The sequence below is a fragment of the Amorphus suaedae genome, assembly GCF_053629675.1.
Genome location: NZ_JBRJIT010000001.1, coordinates 1,741,472 through 1,757,714, shown reverse-complemented (window position 1 = coordinate 1,757,714; position 16,243 = coordinate 1,741,472). Strand labels below are relative to the sequence as shown.

The following is a 16,243-nucleotide window of genomic DNA, read 5'->3' as shown; positions in this document are numbered from 1 at the left end:
GCGGAGCAGCGACACGATGACCCTCGGTGAGGCTCAGAATCGTGACGGGATTTCGGCCGCGCCCGGCGGGATGCCGACCGACACCGCGGGGGCAGGTAGTGCGTCCCCCGCGGGTCGGGCGGTCCCCGGAAACGACGCGGGGCGGGAGCTCGCCCGCAAGCCGGACCACGAGCTTCCCTCCCAGCCGGCGCCTGCCGCCGGGGGCAATCTCAGCACCGACGTCGCGCATCCGGCGCCGCCGCGCAAGAAGAGCCGGAAGCGCCTGGTGCTGTTCGCGATCCTCGTGGCGGCGCTCGGATTCGGCGTCTACGAGGGCAATCACTGGTGGACCGTCGGCCGCTTCGAGCTGTCGACGGACGACGCCTACCTGGATTCCGACATGTCGGTGCTGTCGGCCAAGATCGGCGGCTACGTCGCCTCGGTCGACGTCGACGAGAACCAGCACGTCCGGACCGGCCAGGTGATCGCGCGCCTCGACGACGGCGACTACAGGCTCGCCGTGGAGGCCGCCCGCAACAAGATCGACATGCAGGAAGCCACGATCGATCGCATCGACGTGCAGATCGCGGCCGCGCGGGCCAAGATCGACGAGGCGCGTGCCAACCTCGACAGCGCCCAGGCGGGCCTCGACTTCTCCGAGGGCGAGTTCGGCCGCAAGACGACGCTTTCCGAGCGCGAGTTCGCCAGCAGGCAGTCGCTCGACACGGCGCGTGCCGACCGTGACAAGGCCCGTGCGGCGGTCGCGGCGGCCCAGGCCGCGCTGGTCTCCTCAGAGGCGAACGTGTCGGTCCTCCAGGCCGAGCGGGTCGAGGCCGAGGAGACCCTGAAGAGCCTGCGCACCGCCCTCGACCAGGCCAAGCGCGACCTGTCGTTCACCGCCATCCGGGCGCCGGTCGACGGCGTCATCGGCAACAAGGCCGTGGACGTCGGCGAACTGGTCCAGGCCGGATCGCGGCTGGCCGCCGTGGTGCCGCTCGACAGCGTCTACGTCGACGCGAACTTCAAGGAAACCCAGCTGGAGAAGATGCGGGCCGGCCAGACGGCCACCGTCACGGTGGATTCCTATCCCGACCGCACCTTCACCGGCGAGGTGGAGAGCATTTCGCCGGCCTCGGGCGCGCTGTTCAGCCTGCTTCCGCCGGAGAACGCCACCGGCAACTTCACCAAGGTCGTCCAGCGCCTGCCGGTGCGGATCAAGCTGTCGCCCGAATCGACCGCGGATCACGCGCTGCGGCCGGGCATGTCGGCGGTGGTCACCGTCGACATCCGCACGGGGCCGGGCTCGGAGGCCCGGGCGGCCGAAGCGCGGGAAGCCTCGATGGGCGACCGGGCCATGGCCGCCGTGACGGGGCTGGTCGATCGTGTCCGCGGCCTGCTGGGCCTCGACGCGGCCCAGGGCCCGCAGCACACGGCCGCCGCCGCAGAGGCCGCCGTCGCCAACTGACGCATCTCCCCGCCGGGTCCCTCGGGGCCGGGCGGAGAAGCACCGCCGGAAGACCGTCCGGAACCGGTCTCGGCCGGGCGTTCGCGCCTCGCCGGACCCATCCCCTGAACGAGCAAGCGCGGGCGGCGGATGACCGCCCGCGCTCCGTTCCCTACGTCGCGATCCAGGGCGCCTGAATTCCGTGAGCACCACCACCGCCATACCGGCGCCCGCCGCCGCTTCCGCCGGCCTCGACCGGCGCAAGATGACCGCCTTCATCTTCATGGTGTTCGGGATGTTCATGGCGATCCTGGACATCCAGATCGTCTCGGCGTCGCTGTCGGAGATCCAGGCGGGGCTGTCGGCGTCGGCCGACGAGATCTCCTGGGTGCAGACGAGCTACCTGATCGCCGAGGTCATCATGATCCCGCTATCGGGCTTCCTGTCGCGGGCGTTCTCGACGAAGTGGCTGTTCGCCGGGGCGTGCGCCGGCTTCACGTTCATGAGCTTCATGTGCGCGACCGCCACCTCCATCGACCAGATGATCGTCTACCGGGCGCTGCAGGGCTTCATCGGCGGCGGCATGATCCCGACCGTCTTCGCGGCGGCCTATTCCGTCTTCCCGCGCGAGAAGCAGCCCATCGTGGCGCCGATCATCGGCCTCGTGGCGACGCTGGCGCCGACCATCGGGCCGACCATCGGCGGCTACCTGACGGAGCTGTTCTCCTGGCACTGGCTGTTCCTGATCAACATCATCCCCGGCATCGCCGTCACCATCGCGACCATCACGCTGGTCGACTTCGACGAGCCTGATCTGTCGCTGCTCGACCGCTTCGACTGGCTGGGCCTGCTGTTCATGGCGGGCTTCCTGGGCAGCCTGGAGTACGTGCTGGAGGAGGGCGCCGCCAACGACTGGTTCGACGACCGGCTGATCGTCTTCTTCGCCGTGCTGTCGGCGGGCTCCGCGCTCGGCTTCTTCTGGCGCGCCTTCACCGCCAGCGAACCCGTCGTCGACCTGAGGGCGTTCTCCAACCGCAACTTCGCCACGGGCTCCGCCTTCTCCTTCGTCATGGGCATCGGCCTTTACGGGCTGACCTATCTCTATCCGATCTATCTCGCCCGCATCCGCGGCTACTCGGCGCTGATGATCGGCGAGACGATGTTCGTCTCCGGCATCGCGATGTTCCTGACCGCCCCGTTCGCCGGCCGCCTGGCCGCCAAGATCGATCCGCGCGTGATGATCGCGATCGGCTTCTTCGGCTTCGGGCTCGGCACCTGGCAGGCCTCGCACATCACGTCCGACTGGGATTTCTGGGAGCTGTTCATGCCGCAGGTCCTGCGCGGCGTCTCGCTGATGCTGTGCATGGTGCCCATCACCAACCTGTCGCTGGGCACGCTGCCGATCTCGTCGCTGAAGAACGCGTCCGGGCTGTTCAACGTCACCCGCAATCTCGGCGGGGCGGTGGGGCTCGCGATCATCAACACGATCCTGACCAACCGGGCCGACATGCATGCCGCGCGTCTGTCGGAGAGCGTGCGCTGGGGGCGGCCGCCCGCCGACGAGGCCGTCGCCACGATCACCCAGGGGCTGTCGTCGCTGGGGCCGGACGCCCACGCCGGCGCCATCTCCCGGATCGTCCAGATGGTCAGCCAGCAGGCGAGCGTCATGGCGTTCGCCGACGTCTTCTACGTGCTGACGGGGTTGTTCTTCCTGCTGATCCTGGCCACGCCGCTGATGCGGCGGCCGGCGCCGCTGCCCTCGGGCGCCGGCGGCCACTGACGGCGCCTGCCCGGTTGGGGCCACCCTGGGCCAGCCGAATGGCGTCGGGGGCAAGGGCGGGCCGGCCATCGCAATGGCCGGCCGCGCCGAGGCGATGGGTGCAGGTCAGTTGGCGGTGTAATAGCCGCCTTCGCCGCTCTTGACGTTGCGGTTGTAGTAGCGGTCGCCCTCCTTGTAGACCTCGAGGCTCAGGTTGATGTCGCCCGACATGACGAGGATGCCGCTCTTGGTGATCTTGTAGCGCCCCTTCTGGCCGCTCTTGTTCACCCATGTTCCGTCGGCAAGATACTTCGTCGAGTGCTGGCGCGACTGAACCGTCTTGCCGACATAGGCCGCGGCGATCTGGTCCTGCGTAAGCTTGACCCGGGTGGTCTTGACGAGCTGGACCGACGAGATCCCGCTCTGCGGGGCGTAAGGAATCGCGCCTGCCGAAGCGGTCGGCGCGGCGAGAACGACACAGGCGAGGGCAACGTATCCCAGGCGTCTTGCACGCATGTCTGGCTGCTCTTTTCTTCTGTTCGTGATGGTCGGGGGGCGTGCTGCCGGCAGTCGGCTGGTGGGCGCGATCCTGGCCGGCAGGGGCGCGAGTGGACCCGATTCATTGCCCATTTTGCGGGCTGCTGCAACCGGCGCGCGAGGCCCGGGGCGGCCCTTTCCGATCGGGCGAGATTCCTGATCCGGCCGAAATGGCTTCGGATTCAACGCTCTAGGACGTCAGGGCCGAGACGACGAGAATCGATGCCGACCCGACGACGATCGCGATCGACAGCGCATCGATCACCCGCCGGTTCATCGACCACGGGGTGCTGCGGCCGAGGTGGTCGCCCACCAGCGCGGCCGGGCACAGGATCACGGCCAGCAGGGCGGAGGACCGGTCCATCCCGCCGGCGATCAGGTGGCCGGCCAGGGCGGCGAGCGTCAGAAGGGTGAACATGGTGATCAGCGTGGCGCGGCGCGCGTCGAGGCTGAGGTCGCGCAGGCGCATCAGGTAGAGGAGCAGCGGCGGCGCCGGCATCGCCGCCAGGCTGTTCAGCAGCCCCGCCAGGAAGCCGCTGACCGAGCCGCCGAGCCAGCCGGCATCGATCGGTGGCCGGTTGCGCCCGAGGATCGGGGCGAGCGCCGACAGCACGCTGACGCCCACCAGCAGCCGCAGCGTGCGGTCGTCGACCGCGTGCTGGATGGCCAGCCCCACCGGGACCGCCAGCAGGCCCGCCCCCAGCAGCCACGGCAGCAGCCGCCAGCGGGTGTCGCGCACGATCAGTTGGGTGTTCCGGGCACCGAGGAACAGCTGGAGGATCAGCGTCGCCAGCACCGCCTGCTTCGGGCCGATCATCAGCGACAGCAGCGACACGGTGACCATGGCGAAGCCGAACCCGGTCATCCGGCGCAGGCCGGCCGCGAAGACGACGATGGCGCAGCCGATCGCAACGACGTGCCAGGGCATGAGGCGGGCTGATCCGGGGTTCGGGGGAGGGGCCGCGAGGCTCTGAAGCTTGCCTCCAGATCGGCCGGATGCTAACGGGCAATGATGAAAAAACAAGACGCAGAAGCCCGATAAATGGAAAATCAGACTGCGCCCAACTCCGCCATTTCCCGCAGCGTGGAGCTTCTGGAGGCGGTCTCCCGCCACCTTCGTCCGCTCGGCGTGCAGGAGCTCGCCCTCGAGCTGAACCTTCCCCGCCAGAGCGTCCACCGGCTGGTCTCGCAGCTGGAAGCGCTGGGCCTGGTCTCCCGCGAGCCGGGCTCGGACCGCTTCAGCGTCGGGCCGCGCCTGCGGTCGCTGTCGCTCAGCTGCATCTCCAGCTACCAGCAGACCAGCGGCACCCACCAGATCCTGACCAACCTGGTCGGGGAGATCGGCGAGACCTGCAACGTCGGCATGATCGACGGCAACCAGATCGTCTACATCGACCGCGTCGAGTGCGAGTGGCCGCTGCGCGTGCAGTTGCGGCCGGGCAGCCGCGTGCCGGTCTACTGCACGGCGATCGGCAAGCTGCTGCTCGCCTTCGCCGAAAGCCGCACCCGCCAGAAGATCCTCGCCTCCGTCGAGCTCCGGCCGCTCACCGACAACACCATCACCGATCCCGTCCTGCTCGATCTGGCGTTCGAGGAGATCCGGGTGCGCAACTTCTCCCTCAACCGGGAGGAGGACGCCGTCGGCCTCGTCGCCATCGCGGTCCCGATCCGCGATCCCTCGGGTGCGGTCGTCGCCGGCCTCGGCATGCATGCGCCGACGGCGCGCATGTCGGTGGAACGGGCCAAGGGCTTCCTGCCCAAGATGCGGGCGGCGGCCGAGGAGATGGCGGCGGCCATTTTCTGAAAAACGGGACGTGACGTCCCGAAATTTGACAGCCCTCTTTTGCGGTGCAATATTTCGGTCGTGAAGCGCGCCGCACTGCGGTCGCGTGCGCCACCGACAAGAGGGAATCGGTCGAATGAGACGCATACTGATTGCGATCGCCGCCGCGTCTGCCTTCGCGGCCACGGCAAGCCAGGCAGCGGAAAAGATCAGTATCGGGGTCCAGCCCGCGACGCAGCCGATCTACATCGCCAAGGCGGCCGGGTTCCTCGCGCCGATCGAGAAGAAGTACGACGTCACCTTCGAGTTCGAGAACTTCTCGTACGGGGCGCCGGAGAACCAGGCCATGGCGGCCGGCGCCATCCAGATGGCCAGCGCCGGAATGGGGCCCGCCATCGTCGCGGCCGCCCGTCTCCCGGCCAAGCTGGTGGCCATCACCATCCTCGATCAGACAGCAATTATCGTGCCGACCGGTTCGGAGATTAAGTCCGTCGCCGATCTGAAGGGCAAGAAGATCGCCTATCCCGGCCGCGGGTCGCAGCAGTATCCGCTGCTCATCAAGGCGCTGGCGGACGCCGGCATGACCGAGGACGACGTCGAGCTGTTCAAGACCAAGGGCTCCGACGTCGGCAGCCTGATCGCCTCCAAGCAGGTCGATGCGGGCGTCACCTGGGATCCGCACATCTCCTCGGCGCTCGCCGATGGATCGGCCGAGGTGCTGCTCACCTCCAAGGCGATCCTGCCGATCAAGGACGGCCACTACATCGGCAACGGCTTCTACATCCGCGAGGACTTCATCGAGGCGCACCCGGACATCGTCCAGGACGTGGTCGATGCGCTGGTCAAGGCGGAGAAGCTGATCCTGTCGGAGCCGGAGACGGCGATCGACATGTGGGAGAAGGAAATCGGCTTCCCGCGCAAGGTGATCGAGTACTCCCTGAACCAGGGCATCTCGGTCTACACGGCCGACATTACGCCGGACGAGAAGGCGGTCGCGGAATACACGACCTTCCTGAAGTCCGCCGAGATCCTCTCCGCCGAGGATGCGCCGAAGGTGGATGCCTCGTTCGCGGCCAAAGCCAAGAATGCCGAATAGTCTCGGCACCCAGGCCGCCCCGGTTGCGGGGCGGCCAGCACCCGCGAGGACCAGTTCCCCCATGCATGCGACCCGCCGGGTCTTCGCTGCCGTCGGGCCTTACCTGCTGGCGGCTCTGGCCATCATCCTGGTCTGGCAGATGGCCGTCACCCTTCTGGCGCCGCCGGTCACGATCCTCCCGCCGCCGTCGGTCGTCGGCGCCACCTTCATGGAAGAGCTGCTGTCCGGCGATCTCCTGACCAACGCCTGGGTGTCGATCGCCCGCGTGGTGGTGGCGTGGCTGCTGTCGGCGGTGATCGCCATCCCGCTCGGCGTGGTGATGGCGCGCAGCCGGGCGGCGGAACGGTTCATCAATCCGGTCGTCGAGATCTTCCGCCCGATCTCGCCGCTCGCCTGGATCCCGCTCGCGATCCTGTGGTTCGGCATCGGCGAGTCCGGCAAGGTCTTCATCATCTTCGTGGCGACCTTCTTCCCGATCCTGCTCAACACGGTCGACGGCGTGAAGCGGATCGACCCGGTGCTGCTCCGGGCCGGGCGGGTGCTCGGCTGCGACACCCAGTTCGACCTGTTCCGGCGCGTCATGCTGCCCGCCTCGCTGCCGTCGATCCTGGTCGGCCTGCGCATCTCGTTCGGCACCGGCTGGGCGGCGATCATCGCGGCCGAGCTCGTCGCCGCCAACTCCGGCCTCGGCTACCTCATCTCCGACGGGATGGAGATCCTGCGGTCGGACCTGGTCATCGTGGGAATGATCGTCATCGGGATCATCGGGGTGCTGGTCGATTCCCTGTTCAAGCTCGCCCTGACCCGTTTCGAATGAGAGCCGATCCGATGCAAAGCCCATCCCAGACGGCCGCCGGCGTGCTCGTTCCCCAGATCGAGATCGACCAGACGAGCAAGCACTTCTACGACGGCAAGGGCGAGTTCGTCGAAGCGCTGAAGCCGCTCTCGCTCACCGTCAACGAGGGCGATTTCGTCGCCATCGTCGGCCCGTCCGGCTGCGGCAAGAGCACGCTCCTGAACATCCTCGGCGGCTTCGACAAGCCCACCGCCGGCCGCGTGCTGGTGGACGGCGAGCCGATCTCGGGACCCGACATCCAGCGCGGCATGGTGTTCCAGGACTACGCGCTGTTTCCCTGGCTCTCGGTCCTCGACAACGTCGCCTTCGGGCTGCGCAAGACCCATTCCCGGGAGGAGGCGCGCACCGTCGCCCGGGAATGGCTCGAGCTCGTCGGGCTCGGCGATTTCGCCATGAAGGCGCCCAAGCAGCTGTCGGGCGGCATGAAGCAGCGCGTGGCGATCGCCCGCACCTTCGCCACCAACCCCAAGCTGATCCTGATGGACGAGCCGTTCGGCGCCCTCGACGCGCTCACCCGGCGGTTCCTCCAGCAGCAGCTCCTCAACATCTGGAGCAAGCACCGCAAGACGGTGGTGTTCATCACCCATTCGGTGCAGGAGGCGGTCTACCTCGCGACACGGGTGGTGGTGTTCACCGCGCGGCCGGGGCGCATCAAGCGCGACCAGGCCGTCGACCTTCCCTATCCGCGGAAGATCACCGATCCGGGGTTCCGCGAGGTCGAGGCGATGATCTTCGAGTCCCTCGACGAGGAACTGGCGAAAACCTTCAAGCTGGAAGCGTCGGATGGCCATGCAGACTGAGGCCGTGGCCCGGCAGGGCGCCGACACTTCCCCGTCTCAGACGGACCGCCCGCCCTCGGTGCTGCGCGAGCTCGACCGCGACGTGGGCGCCTTCTGCGCGATCTTCGACGCCCCCGAGGCGCCGCCGACCGCCTCCGCCTCCGGGTCGCTGGCGGGACGCGGCTTCGCCGTCAAGGAAGTGCTGGACCAAGCCGGCCGGAACGCCGGCTGGGGCCTCGATCTACTGAAGGACCGGGTGGCCGAAACCACGGCGCCGGTGGTCTCCCGGATTCTGGAGGCGGGCGCCGTCTGCGTCGGCACCACCCGGTCGACGGCGCTGGCGATCACCGGCGACAGCGGCACGCGCAATCCGTGGGACCTGACGCGCACGCCGGGCGGCTCGTCGGCCGGCTCGGCCGCCGCGGTGGCGATCGGGGCGGTGGACTTCGCCATCGGCACCCAGACGGTCGGGTCGATCGTCCGCCCCGCCGCCTATTGTGGGGTCGTCGGGTTCAAGCCGACCTTCGGCCGGGTGCCGACCGAAGGGGGCATGTGCCTGTCGGCGGAGCTCGACCACGTCGGCTTCCTGGCGAAGGACGTGGCGACCGCCCGCGACGCCTACGCCCTCTTCGATCCGGTGCCGGAAGCCCCCGCCGATCTCGGCAATCTGCAGCTCCTGTTCCCGGACATGGGCTTCGACATCGCGCCCGAGGCCGGATGGCCGGGCATCGCCGACGGTGTCCGCGCCGCGGCGGGACGGCTCGGCTGGCGCGCCGCCGCGAGCGCGCTCCCCGAAGGCGTCGCGGCCAAGGAAGAGGCGATCCTTCGCATGCTGCTCGTCACCGGCATTCACGCCAATCACGGCGACTGGATCCGGCGCAACGCCGACAAGCTGCCTGAGGAGCTGAGCGTGCTCGAGGCCGAGGGCGCGCGCGCAGGATCCGACGGGCTCTCCGAAGCGATCGCCGCACGCGACCGCGTCCGTGCCCTGATGGATGCGGCGGTTCCCGACGACGCTGTCCTGGTGATCCCGTCGATCATCGACGTCGCCCCGAGGATCGGGGAGGGGACCGGCCGGCGCGACCCTCAGAGGCTGGCGACGCTGATCGGATGGCCGGCCCTCAGCCTGCCGTGGGGAACGGCGGCGACGTCCGACGGCGCGCGCCTGCCCCTCGCCGTGCAGCTCGTGGCCAGGCGCGGCCGCGATCACCTCCTGCTCGACGTTGCGGACCGGCTCGAAGGCCTGGCGCCTGCGCCGGTGCGCACGTAGACGAGCGCCCGCGCCACGCGCGAAAGCCCGGCCCTCCAGACGTGAAAAAGCCCGCGCGGGAGTGTCCCGCGCGGGCTCCTGCAGTGCGGTCGCCCCCGCCGCCGGCAAGCTCACTGGTTGACGAGCGTTCCGATCATCTCGTTCACCGTCGCCGCCATGCCCATGGCGGCGGAAAAGTCGTAGGCGTTCACCGCCACGAACATGCCGACGTCGTGGGCCGGCGCGAACGCCATGTAGACGAAGATGCCCTGCATGCCGCCGGCCTTCTGCAGGATCGTCGGCCGGTCCGCCGTCCGCTCCATCACCACCCAGCCGAGGCCGACCGCGTCCATGTGGCCCGATTCGTCGTAGCCGGAGGCGACCTCAAGCGCGTCGCGCGGGATGTAGGCCGCGTGGTCGAGAAGCCGCATTTCCGCGTTCTCCGCCGAGAAGCGGTCGAGATGCCAGCCGATCCAGCGCAGGATGTTGTTGGCCGTCGAATAGAGCCCGCCCGAGCCCTCGATCAGGCCGCTGGTCGGGATGTCCGGCAGCGGCTCGCCCTTGAAGCCGTGTCCCTGCATCGCCGTGGAGATGTCGGCCGGCAGGTCGAACCCGGTGTCGGTCAGCCCGGCCGGATCCAGCACCCGCTCCTTCAGGAGCTCCCGGTAAGGCTTGCCGGCGGCGGTCTCCAGCGCGACGGCCAGCAGGTCGTAGGCGTAGTTGGAATAGATCCCGCTGGTGCCGGGCGCGAACAGCAGCGGATCACCGTTCAGGCTCTCGATGAAGGCCTCCTTGGTGATCGTGGCGTTCGGATCGTCGGCGGGCGCGTCGGGGCGCTCGAGCTCGCGGGGGAGGCCGCTGGTGTGGGTGGCGAGGTCGATCAGCCGGATCTCCTTGCCGTCGCGCGAGGGGATCGTGACATCCCAGCCGATGCGCGACTGCAGCGTGTCGGTGAACTTCACCGTTCCGTCCACGACGAGGCTCGCCAGCGTCGCGCCGGTGAACACCTTGGTGATCGAGCCGATGCGCAGGGGCGTGTCGCCGTCGGGCGCGACGCCGCTGCCCTCGCGGATCTCGCCGAAACCGGCGACGGCCGTCTCGCCGTTGCGCACCGCGCCGATCACCAGCCCCGGCACGCCGGTCTCGAAGTACAGGATGGCGCCGTTGAACCCGACCATCTCGGTCAGAAACGGGTCATCGGCCCTGGCCGGTGCGCTCGCCGCCAGCATGATGGCAGCGGTCGCCCAGAAAAATCGCTTCATGGCAGAGGAAACCCCCTTCGTCCTCTTTCGCGGCTGACGTTCCAAAGTCATGCGCCAGTCCTGGTTGCTGGAAATCTGTATTGGCGAACGCGAAATAGATTTGCCGGGAGTGAGGCAGTCAATACGATTTGGGTAGAAATTCATGGATTTTCCATTGATTTCCAAGATTAGACATTGGTCGACTTGGCCGGGCTGGATACGATCGAAGAGTCGGCAAGGCACGGTCGTTCCGCTCGGGATGGGGCATCCTTCGCCGCGTCGTCTCGGGCGCTGAGGAACTGGAATGCGGGTTGGGGAATGGTTGGACGGCCGCGGCATTCTGCCGGGCCGCGCGATGGCGGCCCTCGGCCTGCTGCTGCTCGTCGCGTCTCCGGCGCAGGCGCAACTCGCGGACGAGCTGGAGCGCGCGCTCAGCACGCCCAGCACGGTGATCGAGCGCTTCACGCCGCCGCCGAAGCGCGGCACCGTCACCATCGAGGTGCAGGACAAGCGCAGGCTGGTGCCCGAGGCGGAAGCCCGGAAGATCCTCTTTACCCTCCGCTCGGTGACGGTCGAAGGCGCCGTGACCGTGCCGCCCGAGGCGCTCGCCGCGGTCTGGTCCGACAAGCTCGGCACCCGCATCAGCCTTGCCGATCTCTACGGCGTGGCCGACGCGGTCGAGGCCGCCTACCGCAAGGCCGGCTACTTCGCGGCGGCGGTGGTGCCGGAGCATGACGTCAGCTCCGGCAACGTCCGCATCGTCGTCTACGAATCCTACCTTCGCGAGATCACCGTGCGCTCCAACGTGCCCGGCCTCGAGCGCCGCCTGGCACCCTACATCGACCGTCTCACGTCGATGCGGCCGATCCACATCAAGACCGCCGAACGCCAGCTCCTGCTGATGAGCGACCTCGCCGGCCTGGCGGTCAACGGCCTGTTCAAGCGCCCCGAGGGGGCCTCGGGCGGCGGCAGCCTCGATCTGGAGATCACCTTCACCCGCGCTTCGGGCAGGGTCGCGCTGGACAATCTCGGCGACGACACCGCCGGCCCCGTCGAGCTGTCCGGCCAGGTCACCTTCAACGACGTGTTCGGCATGTTCGAGTCCACCAGCGTCGTCGGCATGACGATCCCGGACGCGCCGGAGGAGCTGATGTTCTTCCAGCTCAGCCAGGACGTCCCCATCGGCACCCGTGGCGTCCACGCCGGCTACCTCCTCACCCGGCTGACCTCGAAGCCCGATGACGTGGTCGACATCGATATCGGCGTGACCCAGGTGAGCGTCTTCGCCAGCTATCCGGTGCTGCGCACCATCGACCGCAGCCTGTTCGCCGAGGTCGGCTTCGAGACGCGCGACACCAACCTCGACATCATGGGCAATCCGATACTGCGCAGCAGCGCGCGGTGGATGTCGGCGTCGCTCAACGCGGAGCAGTCGCTGTGGCGCGGCGTCGCCAAGCTCGGTGCCTCGTTCGGCCAGGGCGTCGACGGGCTGGGCTCGAACGACCGCGACGATGTCCTTTCCGGCCGCCCCGGCGTGCCGGCGGACTACCGGTTCGTGTCCGGAACCCTCGACGTCTCCCAGTCGCTGTGGCAGCGGGCCAGCCTGCGGCTGCGCGGCGCCGGCCAGTATGCCTTCGATCCGCTGCCGCAGGCGGCGCAGCTTCATCTCGGTGGCGATCCCTACGGCCAGGCGTTCGACGGCGCGGCGCTGTCCGGCGACAGCGGCATCGCCGGCACGGTGGAGATCAACCAGGGCGTCGATCTCAGGGTCGACTGGCTGGGCCGCACGGCCCTGTTCGCGTTCGCCGACTACGGCAAGCTTTGGAACCGCGACGTGGCGATCGACTACACCGAGGCGTCGCTCGGCTCGGCCGGCTTCGGGCTGCGCGCGCTCGTCGCCGACCATCTGCGCGGACAGCTGATGCTCGCGGTGCCGTGGGAGGCCGACGCGGTGGACGACCCCGGCACCCGGGTGTTCTTCCGGCTGGCGGCGGAGTTCTGAGGTCTGCGGCCGTCCTGTTTCCAGTCTTTTCCAATCTCTCCCGTTGGGAGCCTGGGCCGGGGGCTCTAGAGCATGGGTGGGTCAATTCGGCCCGATCCGGACGACGGGCCGGCGCGCGGTCGAGCGCGCCGAGGCCCGCCGATCACGATGCCGCTTTCGGTGCGGCCCCAGGATCGGGCGAAGGGCAAGGGTTCAGGAGGGGTATCATGCGGGTCAATCGGATCGGTAACGGGCGGGCCATGGGCGCGGCGCTCTTCGCGGGGCTGGCGCTGACCTGCGCGGGCGCCGGGCAGGCGGCGGCCGAGGAGGAGCTGCTTCCGCCGCCGATGGCGCCGGGCGTGATGATCCCCGACGGCCAGATCGAGCGGGCGCTCGACGCCCTCGACGGCGTGGCCACCGACGTGCTCGCGCGCGCCGGCATTCCCGGCATGGCGGTCGTCGTGGTGCGCGACGGCAAGACGGTGTTCGCCAAGGGCTACGGGGTCCGCAAGGTCGGCGAGGACGCCACCGTCGACGCCGACACCGTCTTCCAGATCGCCTCGCTGTCGAAGTCGATCAGCGCCACGGTCGTCGCCCATGCCGTCGGCCAGAACCGAGTGAGCTGGGACACGCCGCTGGTCCAGTACCTGCCGTGGTTCGAGCTGTCCGACCCGTACGTGACCAGCCATGTGACGGTCGGCGACATGTTCGCCCATCGCTCGGGGCTGCCGCCCCACGCGGGCGACACCCTCGAGGATATCGGGTTCGACCGCGAGGAGGTCCTGAAGCGGCTGAAATTCCTGCCGCTCAACAGCTTCCGCGACACCTACGCCTACACCAACTTCGGGCTCACCGCCGCCGGAGAGGCCGTTGCCGCCGCCGTTGGGACCGACTGGGAAACGCTGGCTGAGACGACCATCTTCAAGCCGCTCGGCATGACCTCCGCCAGCTACCGCTTCGACGACTTCGTGAAGCACGAGAACCGTGCCCCCGGGCACGTGCCGATCGACGGCGGCTGGGAGGTCCGGGCCGCCCGTCAGCCCGATGCCCAGGCGCCGGCGGGTGGCGTGAGCGCGTCGGTGAACGATATCGGCAAGTGGCTGGCGATGGTTCTGGATGAGGGCGGCGACATCGTCCCCAAGACGGCGCTGCTGCCGGCCCTCCAGGCGCAGATGTCGAGTGGCACCATGCCGTCCCCCGCCGCCCGGCCGGGCCTTTACGGATACGGCTTCGGCACTGGCGTCGATGCCTCCGGGCGGGTGGTGCTCAGCCATTCCGGCGCCTTCGCGATGGGAACCGGCACCAACTACATGATGCTGCCCCTCGACAACATCGCCATCGGCGTGCTGACCAACGGCTCGCCGGTCGGCGCGGCGGAAGCGGTCTCGCGCACCTTCATGGACCTGGTGGAGTTCGGCGAGCCCGAGCGCGACTGGTTCGCGGCCTACGCGCCCCGCTTCGCTCCGATGATGGATCCGGTCGGCGAACTGGCGGGCAAGCAGCCCCCGGCCGATCCGAGCGGTCCCGGCATGGACGACCAGCTGCTCGGCACCTACGACAGCACGTATTTCGGGCGGATGGAGATCGCCGACAGCGGCGAGGGGCTGGTGGTGAAGCTCGGGCCGGGGCCGATGACCTACCCGCTGACCTACTGGGACGGACGGACCTACGTCCTGCAGCCGCGCGACGAAAACAATCCGGAAGGATCGGTCTCGATGCTGACGTTCGCGCCGGCCGGGCCACGGGAACGCGCGACCTCGGTCACCATCGAGTTCCTGAACGGCAACGGTCTCGGAACGTTCACGCGGGACTGACCGGGATCCTTCGGGCGGACGGATGACGACTCCTGGTCGCACCGTCCGCTGGTAGGATGCCGGCTGCGATCGGGAGGTTCAGGGGGAGATCCATGCCGAAACCTGCGGGATTTGCGACGGGCACGCGCGGGACGGCGCTCGCCGCCGGCGTCGCCATGATCATCGGCCTCGCCGGTTCGTCGGTGGTGCGGGCCGACGAGACGGTGCCGCCGGATCTGGCGTCGATCGGGACCATCACCGGCGCGCACATCGATGCCGCCATCGACGGCCTCGACGCCAATGTGGCGGAGATCATGCGGCGCTCGGGCACGCCCGGCGTCGCCGTCGCGGTGGTGCGCGACGGCAAGACGGTCTTCGCCAAGGGCTATGGGGTGCGCAAGGCCGGCGAGGACGCCCGTGTCGACGCCGATACCGTGTTCCAGCTCGCCTCGATCTCGAAATCCATCAGCGGCTCCGTCGTGGCACATGAGGTCGGCACCGGGCACGTCACCTGGGACACGCCGCTCGTCCAGTCGCTGCCGTGGTTCGAGCTGTCCGACCCGTACGTGACCCGCCATGTGACGGTCGGCGACATGTTCGCCCACCGGTCCGGGCTGCCCGGCCAGGCCGGCGACCTTCTGGAAGGCCTCGGCTTCGATCGGCGTCAGATCCTGGAGCGCCTGCGGCTGATGCCGCTGGCGAGCTTCCGTGACACCTACGCCTACTCCAATTTCGGCCTCACCGCCGGCGCGGAGGCGGTCGCCGCCGCGTCCGGAAAGGACTGGGCGGACCTCGCCGACGAGGTGCTGTTCGCGCCGCTCGGCATGGCCTCCACGAGCGCGCGCTTCGCCGATTTCGCGGCGCGCGGAAACCGCGCCGCCGGCCACGTGCTGGTCGACGGCGTCTACCAGCCGAAGTTCGTCCGCATGCCCGACCCCCAGTCGCCGGCGGGCGGCGTCTCCTCGTCGGTGAACGACATGGCGCGCTGGATGTCGATGCTCCTGCAGGATGGCGCCTTCGAGGGCCGCGAGATCGTCGCCGCCGAGCCGCTGCGCCAGGCGATGCAGCCGCAGATCGTCAGCGCGCCCGCCGCCACCATCGCCGGCCGGCCGCGCTTCTATGGGTTCGGCTTCACCCAGACGATCTCCTCCTCCGGCCGTCTGCTGATCGGCCACTCCGGCGCCTTCTCGGTGGGGGCGGGGACGACGTTCTCGGTGATCCCGTCGGCCGACGTGGCGATCGTGGTGCTCACCAATGCCGCACCCAACGGCACCGCGGAGGCGATCGTCCGCCAGTTCGAGGACGTGGTCCAGACGGGTGCGGTCGAGCGGGACTGGTACGCGCTCTTCAACGGAGCCTTCAGCCAGATGCTGGCGGCGGAGGGCGAACTCGTGGGCCAGCCGCGGCCGTCGGACCCGGCGGCCTCCGCCGATCCCGCCGTGCTGGCGGGCACCTACGACAATGCCTTCTACGGACCGGCGGAGATCGCCGCCGGCGCCGACGGGCTGACCCTGAAACTCGGGCCGGCGGGCGTCACCTTTCCGCTCGCCCACTGGGACGGCGACACCTTCACGTTCGATCCGTTCGCCAACGACGGGGTCGTCGGATCGGTGTCCCGCGTCGTGTTCGACGTGGAGGGTGGCGCGGCGCGGGCCATGACCATCGAGGCCTTCGACAACGAGGGGCTCGGCACCTTCGAACGGCACTGACCGGCGGCATCAGGCGTCGTGCGCTTCAACGGATGGG

At 69.1% G+C, this 16,243-nt stretch carries 13 protein-coding genes; 10 read left to right on the top strand and 3 right to left on the bottom strand.

Going from position 1 to position 16,243, the window contains the following annotated elements:
* The first annotated feature begins 16 nt into the window (after positions 1-16).
* On the top strand, positions 17-1,444 hold the full coding sequence (locus AB7M35_RS07895; RefSeq protein ID WP_453958657.1) for an HlyD family secretion protein: 1,428 nt from the start codon (positions 17-19) through the stop codon (positions 1,442-1,444).
* 244 nt (positions 1,445-1,688) lie between these two features.
* Positions 1,689-3,203: a DHA2 family efflux MFS transporter permease subunit gene (locus tag AB7M35_RS07890; protein ID WP_453960667.1), complete on the top strand. Its 1,515-nt coding sequence runs from the start codon at positions 1,689-1,691 to the stop codon at positions 3,201-3,203.
* Between the two features lie 105 nt (positions 3,204-3,308).
* Here AB7M35_RS07890 and AB7M35_RS07885 read toward each other — a convergent pair whose 3' ends face one another.
* Both AB7M35_RS07885 and AB7M35_RS07880 read right to left on the bottom strand, forming a co-directional pair.
* The gene (locus tag AB7M35_RS07885) at positions 3,309-3,698 is read right to left on the bottom strand and encodes a hypothetical protein (RefSeq protein ID WP_453958655.1); all 390 of its coding nucleotides are present in this window, start codon (positions 3,696-3,698) and stop codon (positions 3,309-3,311) included.
* 211 nt (positions 3,699-3,909) lie between these two features.
* Complete coding sequence (locus tag AB7M35_RS07880; protein ID WP_453958653.1) at positions 3,910-4,647, bottom strand: sulfite exporter TauE/SafE family protein; 738 nt, start codon at positions 4,645-4,647, stop codon at positions 3,910-3,912.
* Positions 4,648-4,761: 114 nt separating this feature from the next.
* Between AB7M35_RS07880 and AB7M35_RS07875 the strand changes: the two genes are divergently transcribed.
* From AB7M35_RS07875 to AB7M35_RS07855, 5 genes are all read left to right on the top strand, one after another.
* Positions 4,762-5,523, top strand: coding sequence for an IclR family transcriptional regulator (locus tag AB7M35_RS07875; RefSeq protein WP_453958651.1), 762 nt, complete (start codon positions 4,762-4,764; stop codon positions 5,521-5,523).
* 115 nt (positions 5,524-5,638) lie between these two features.
* The gene (locus AB7M35_RS07870) at positions 5,639-6,598 is read left to right on the top strand and encodes an ABC transporter substrate-binding protein (protein WP_453958650.1); all 960 of its coding nucleotides are present in this window, start codon (positions 5,639-5,641) and stop codon (positions 6,596-6,598) included.
* 61 nt (positions 6,599-6,659) lie between these two features.
* Positions 6,660-7,415 carry an ABC transporter permease gene (locus AB7M35_RS07865; protein WP_453958648.1) on the top strand — a complete coding sequence of 252 codons (756 nt, stop codon included), beginning with the start codon at positions 6,660-6,662 and terminating at the stop codon, positions 7,413-7,415.
* 11 nt (positions 7,416-7,426) lie between these two features.
* The gene (locus AB7M35_RS07860; protein ID WP_453958647.1) at positions 7,427-8,254 is read left to right on the top strand and encodes an ABC transporter ATP-binding protein; all 828 of its coding nucleotides are present in this window, start codon (positions 7,427-7,429) and stop codon (positions 8,252-8,254) included.
* Positions 8,238-9,503 (top strand): amidase family protein, encoded by a 1,266-nt coding sequence (locus tag AB7M35_RS07855; protein ID WP_453958646.1) that lies wholly within the window; start codon positions 8,238-8,240, stop codon positions 9,501-9,503. Before AB7M35_RS07860 ends, AB7M35_RS07855 begins: the two co-directional genes overlap by 17 nt.
* Positions 9,504-9,613: 110 nt before the next feature.
* Here AB7M35_RS07855 and ampH read toward each other — a convergent pair whose 3' ends face one another.
* Complete coding sequence (gene ampH / locus AB7M35_RS07850; protein WP_453958644.1) at positions 9,614-10,744, bottom strand: D-alanyl-D-alanine-carboxypeptidase/endopeptidase AmpH; 1,131 nt, start codon at positions 10,742-10,744, stop codon at positions 9,614-9,616.
* Positions 10,745-11,027: 283 nt separating this feature from the next.
* Here ampH and AB7M35_RS07845 point away from each other — a divergent pair, with 283 nt between their 5' ends.
* The 3 genes from AB7M35_RS07845 (at position 11,028) to AB7M35_RS07835 (ending at position 16,206) form a co-directional block, all read left to right on the top strand.
* Positions 11,028-12,725: a ShlB/FhaC/HecB family hemolysin secretion/activation protein gene (locus AB7M35_RS07845; RefSeq protein WP_453958643.1), complete on the top strand. Its 1,698-nt coding sequence runs from the start codon at positions 11,028-11,030 to the stop codon at positions 12,723-12,725.
* Positions 12,726-12,931: 206 nt separating this feature from the next.
* A complete protein-coding gene (locus tag AB7M35_RS07840) occupies positions 12,932-14,518 on the top strand; it encodes a serine hydrolase (RefSeq protein WP_453958641.1) in 1,587 nt (528 codons plus the stop codon).
* 92 nt (positions 14,519-14,610) lie between these two features.
* Positions 14,611-16,206: a serine hydrolase gene (locus tag AB7M35_RS07835; protein WP_453958639.1), complete on the top strand. Its 1,596-nt coding sequence runs from the start codon at positions 14,611-14,613 to the stop codon at positions 16,204-16,206.
* Positions 16,207-16,243: the final 37 nt, after the last annotated feature.

What these genes read in the sequence shown, in the direction of transcription:
- AB7M35_RS07855 (WP_453958646.1), top strand. Translation starts at nt 8,238, where the DNA reads ATGGCCATGCAGACTGAGGCCGTGGCCCGGCAGGGCGCCGACACTTCC.
- AB7M35_RS07890 (WP_453960667.1), top strand. Translation starts at nt 1,689, where the DNA reads ATGACCGCCTTCATCTTCATGGTGTTCGGGATGTTCATGGCGATCCTG.
- AB7M35_RS07895 (WP_453958657.1), top strand. Translation starts at nt 17, where the DNA reads ATGACCCTCGGTGAGGCTCAGAATCGTGACGGGATTTCGGCCGCGCCC.
- ampH (WP_453958644.1), bottom strand. Translation starts at nt 10,744, where the DNA reads ATGAAGCGATTTTTCTGGGCGACCGCTGCCATCATGCTGGCGGCGAGC.
- AB7M35_RS07885 (WP_453958655.1), bottom strand. Translation starts at nt 3,698, where the DNA reads ATGCGTGCAAGACGCCTGGGATACGTTGCCCTCGCCTGTGTCGTTCTC.
- AB7M35_RS07880 (WP_453958653.1), bottom strand. Translation starts at nt 4,647, where the DNA reads ATGCCCTGGCACGTCGTTGCGATCGGCTGCGCCATCGTCGTCTTCGCG.
- AB7M35_RS07860 (WP_453958647.1), top strand. Translation starts at nt 7,427, where the DNA reads ATGCAAAGCCCATCCCAGACGGCCGCCGGCGTGCTCGTTCCCCAGATC.
- AB7M35_RS07875 (WP_453958651.1), top strand. Translation starts at nt 4,762, where the DNA reads ATGGAAAATCAGACTGCGCCCAACTCCGCCATTTCCCGCAGCGTGGAG.
- AB7M35_RS07865 (WP_453958648.1), top strand. Translation starts at nt 6,660, where the DNA reads ATGCATGCGACCCGCCGGGTCTTCGCTGCCGTCGGGCCTTACCTGCTG.
- AB7M35_RS07835 (WP_453958639.1), top strand. Translation starts at nt 14,611, where the DNA reads ATGCCGAAACCTGCGGGATTTGCGACGGGCACGCGCGGGACGGCGCTC.
- AB7M35_RS07845 (WP_453958643.1), top strand. Translation starts at nt 11,028, where the DNA reads ATGCGGGTTGGGGAATGGTTGGACGGCCGCGGCATTCTGCCGGGCCGC.
- AB7M35_RS07840 (WP_453958641.1), top strand. Translation starts at nt 12,932, where the DNA reads ATGCGGGTCAATCGGATCGGTAACGGGCGGGCCATGGGCGCGGCGCTC.
- AB7M35_RS07870 (WP_453958650.1), top strand. Translation starts at nt 5,639, where the DNA reads ATGAGACGCATACTGATTGCGATCGCCGCCGCGTCTGCCTTCGCGGCC.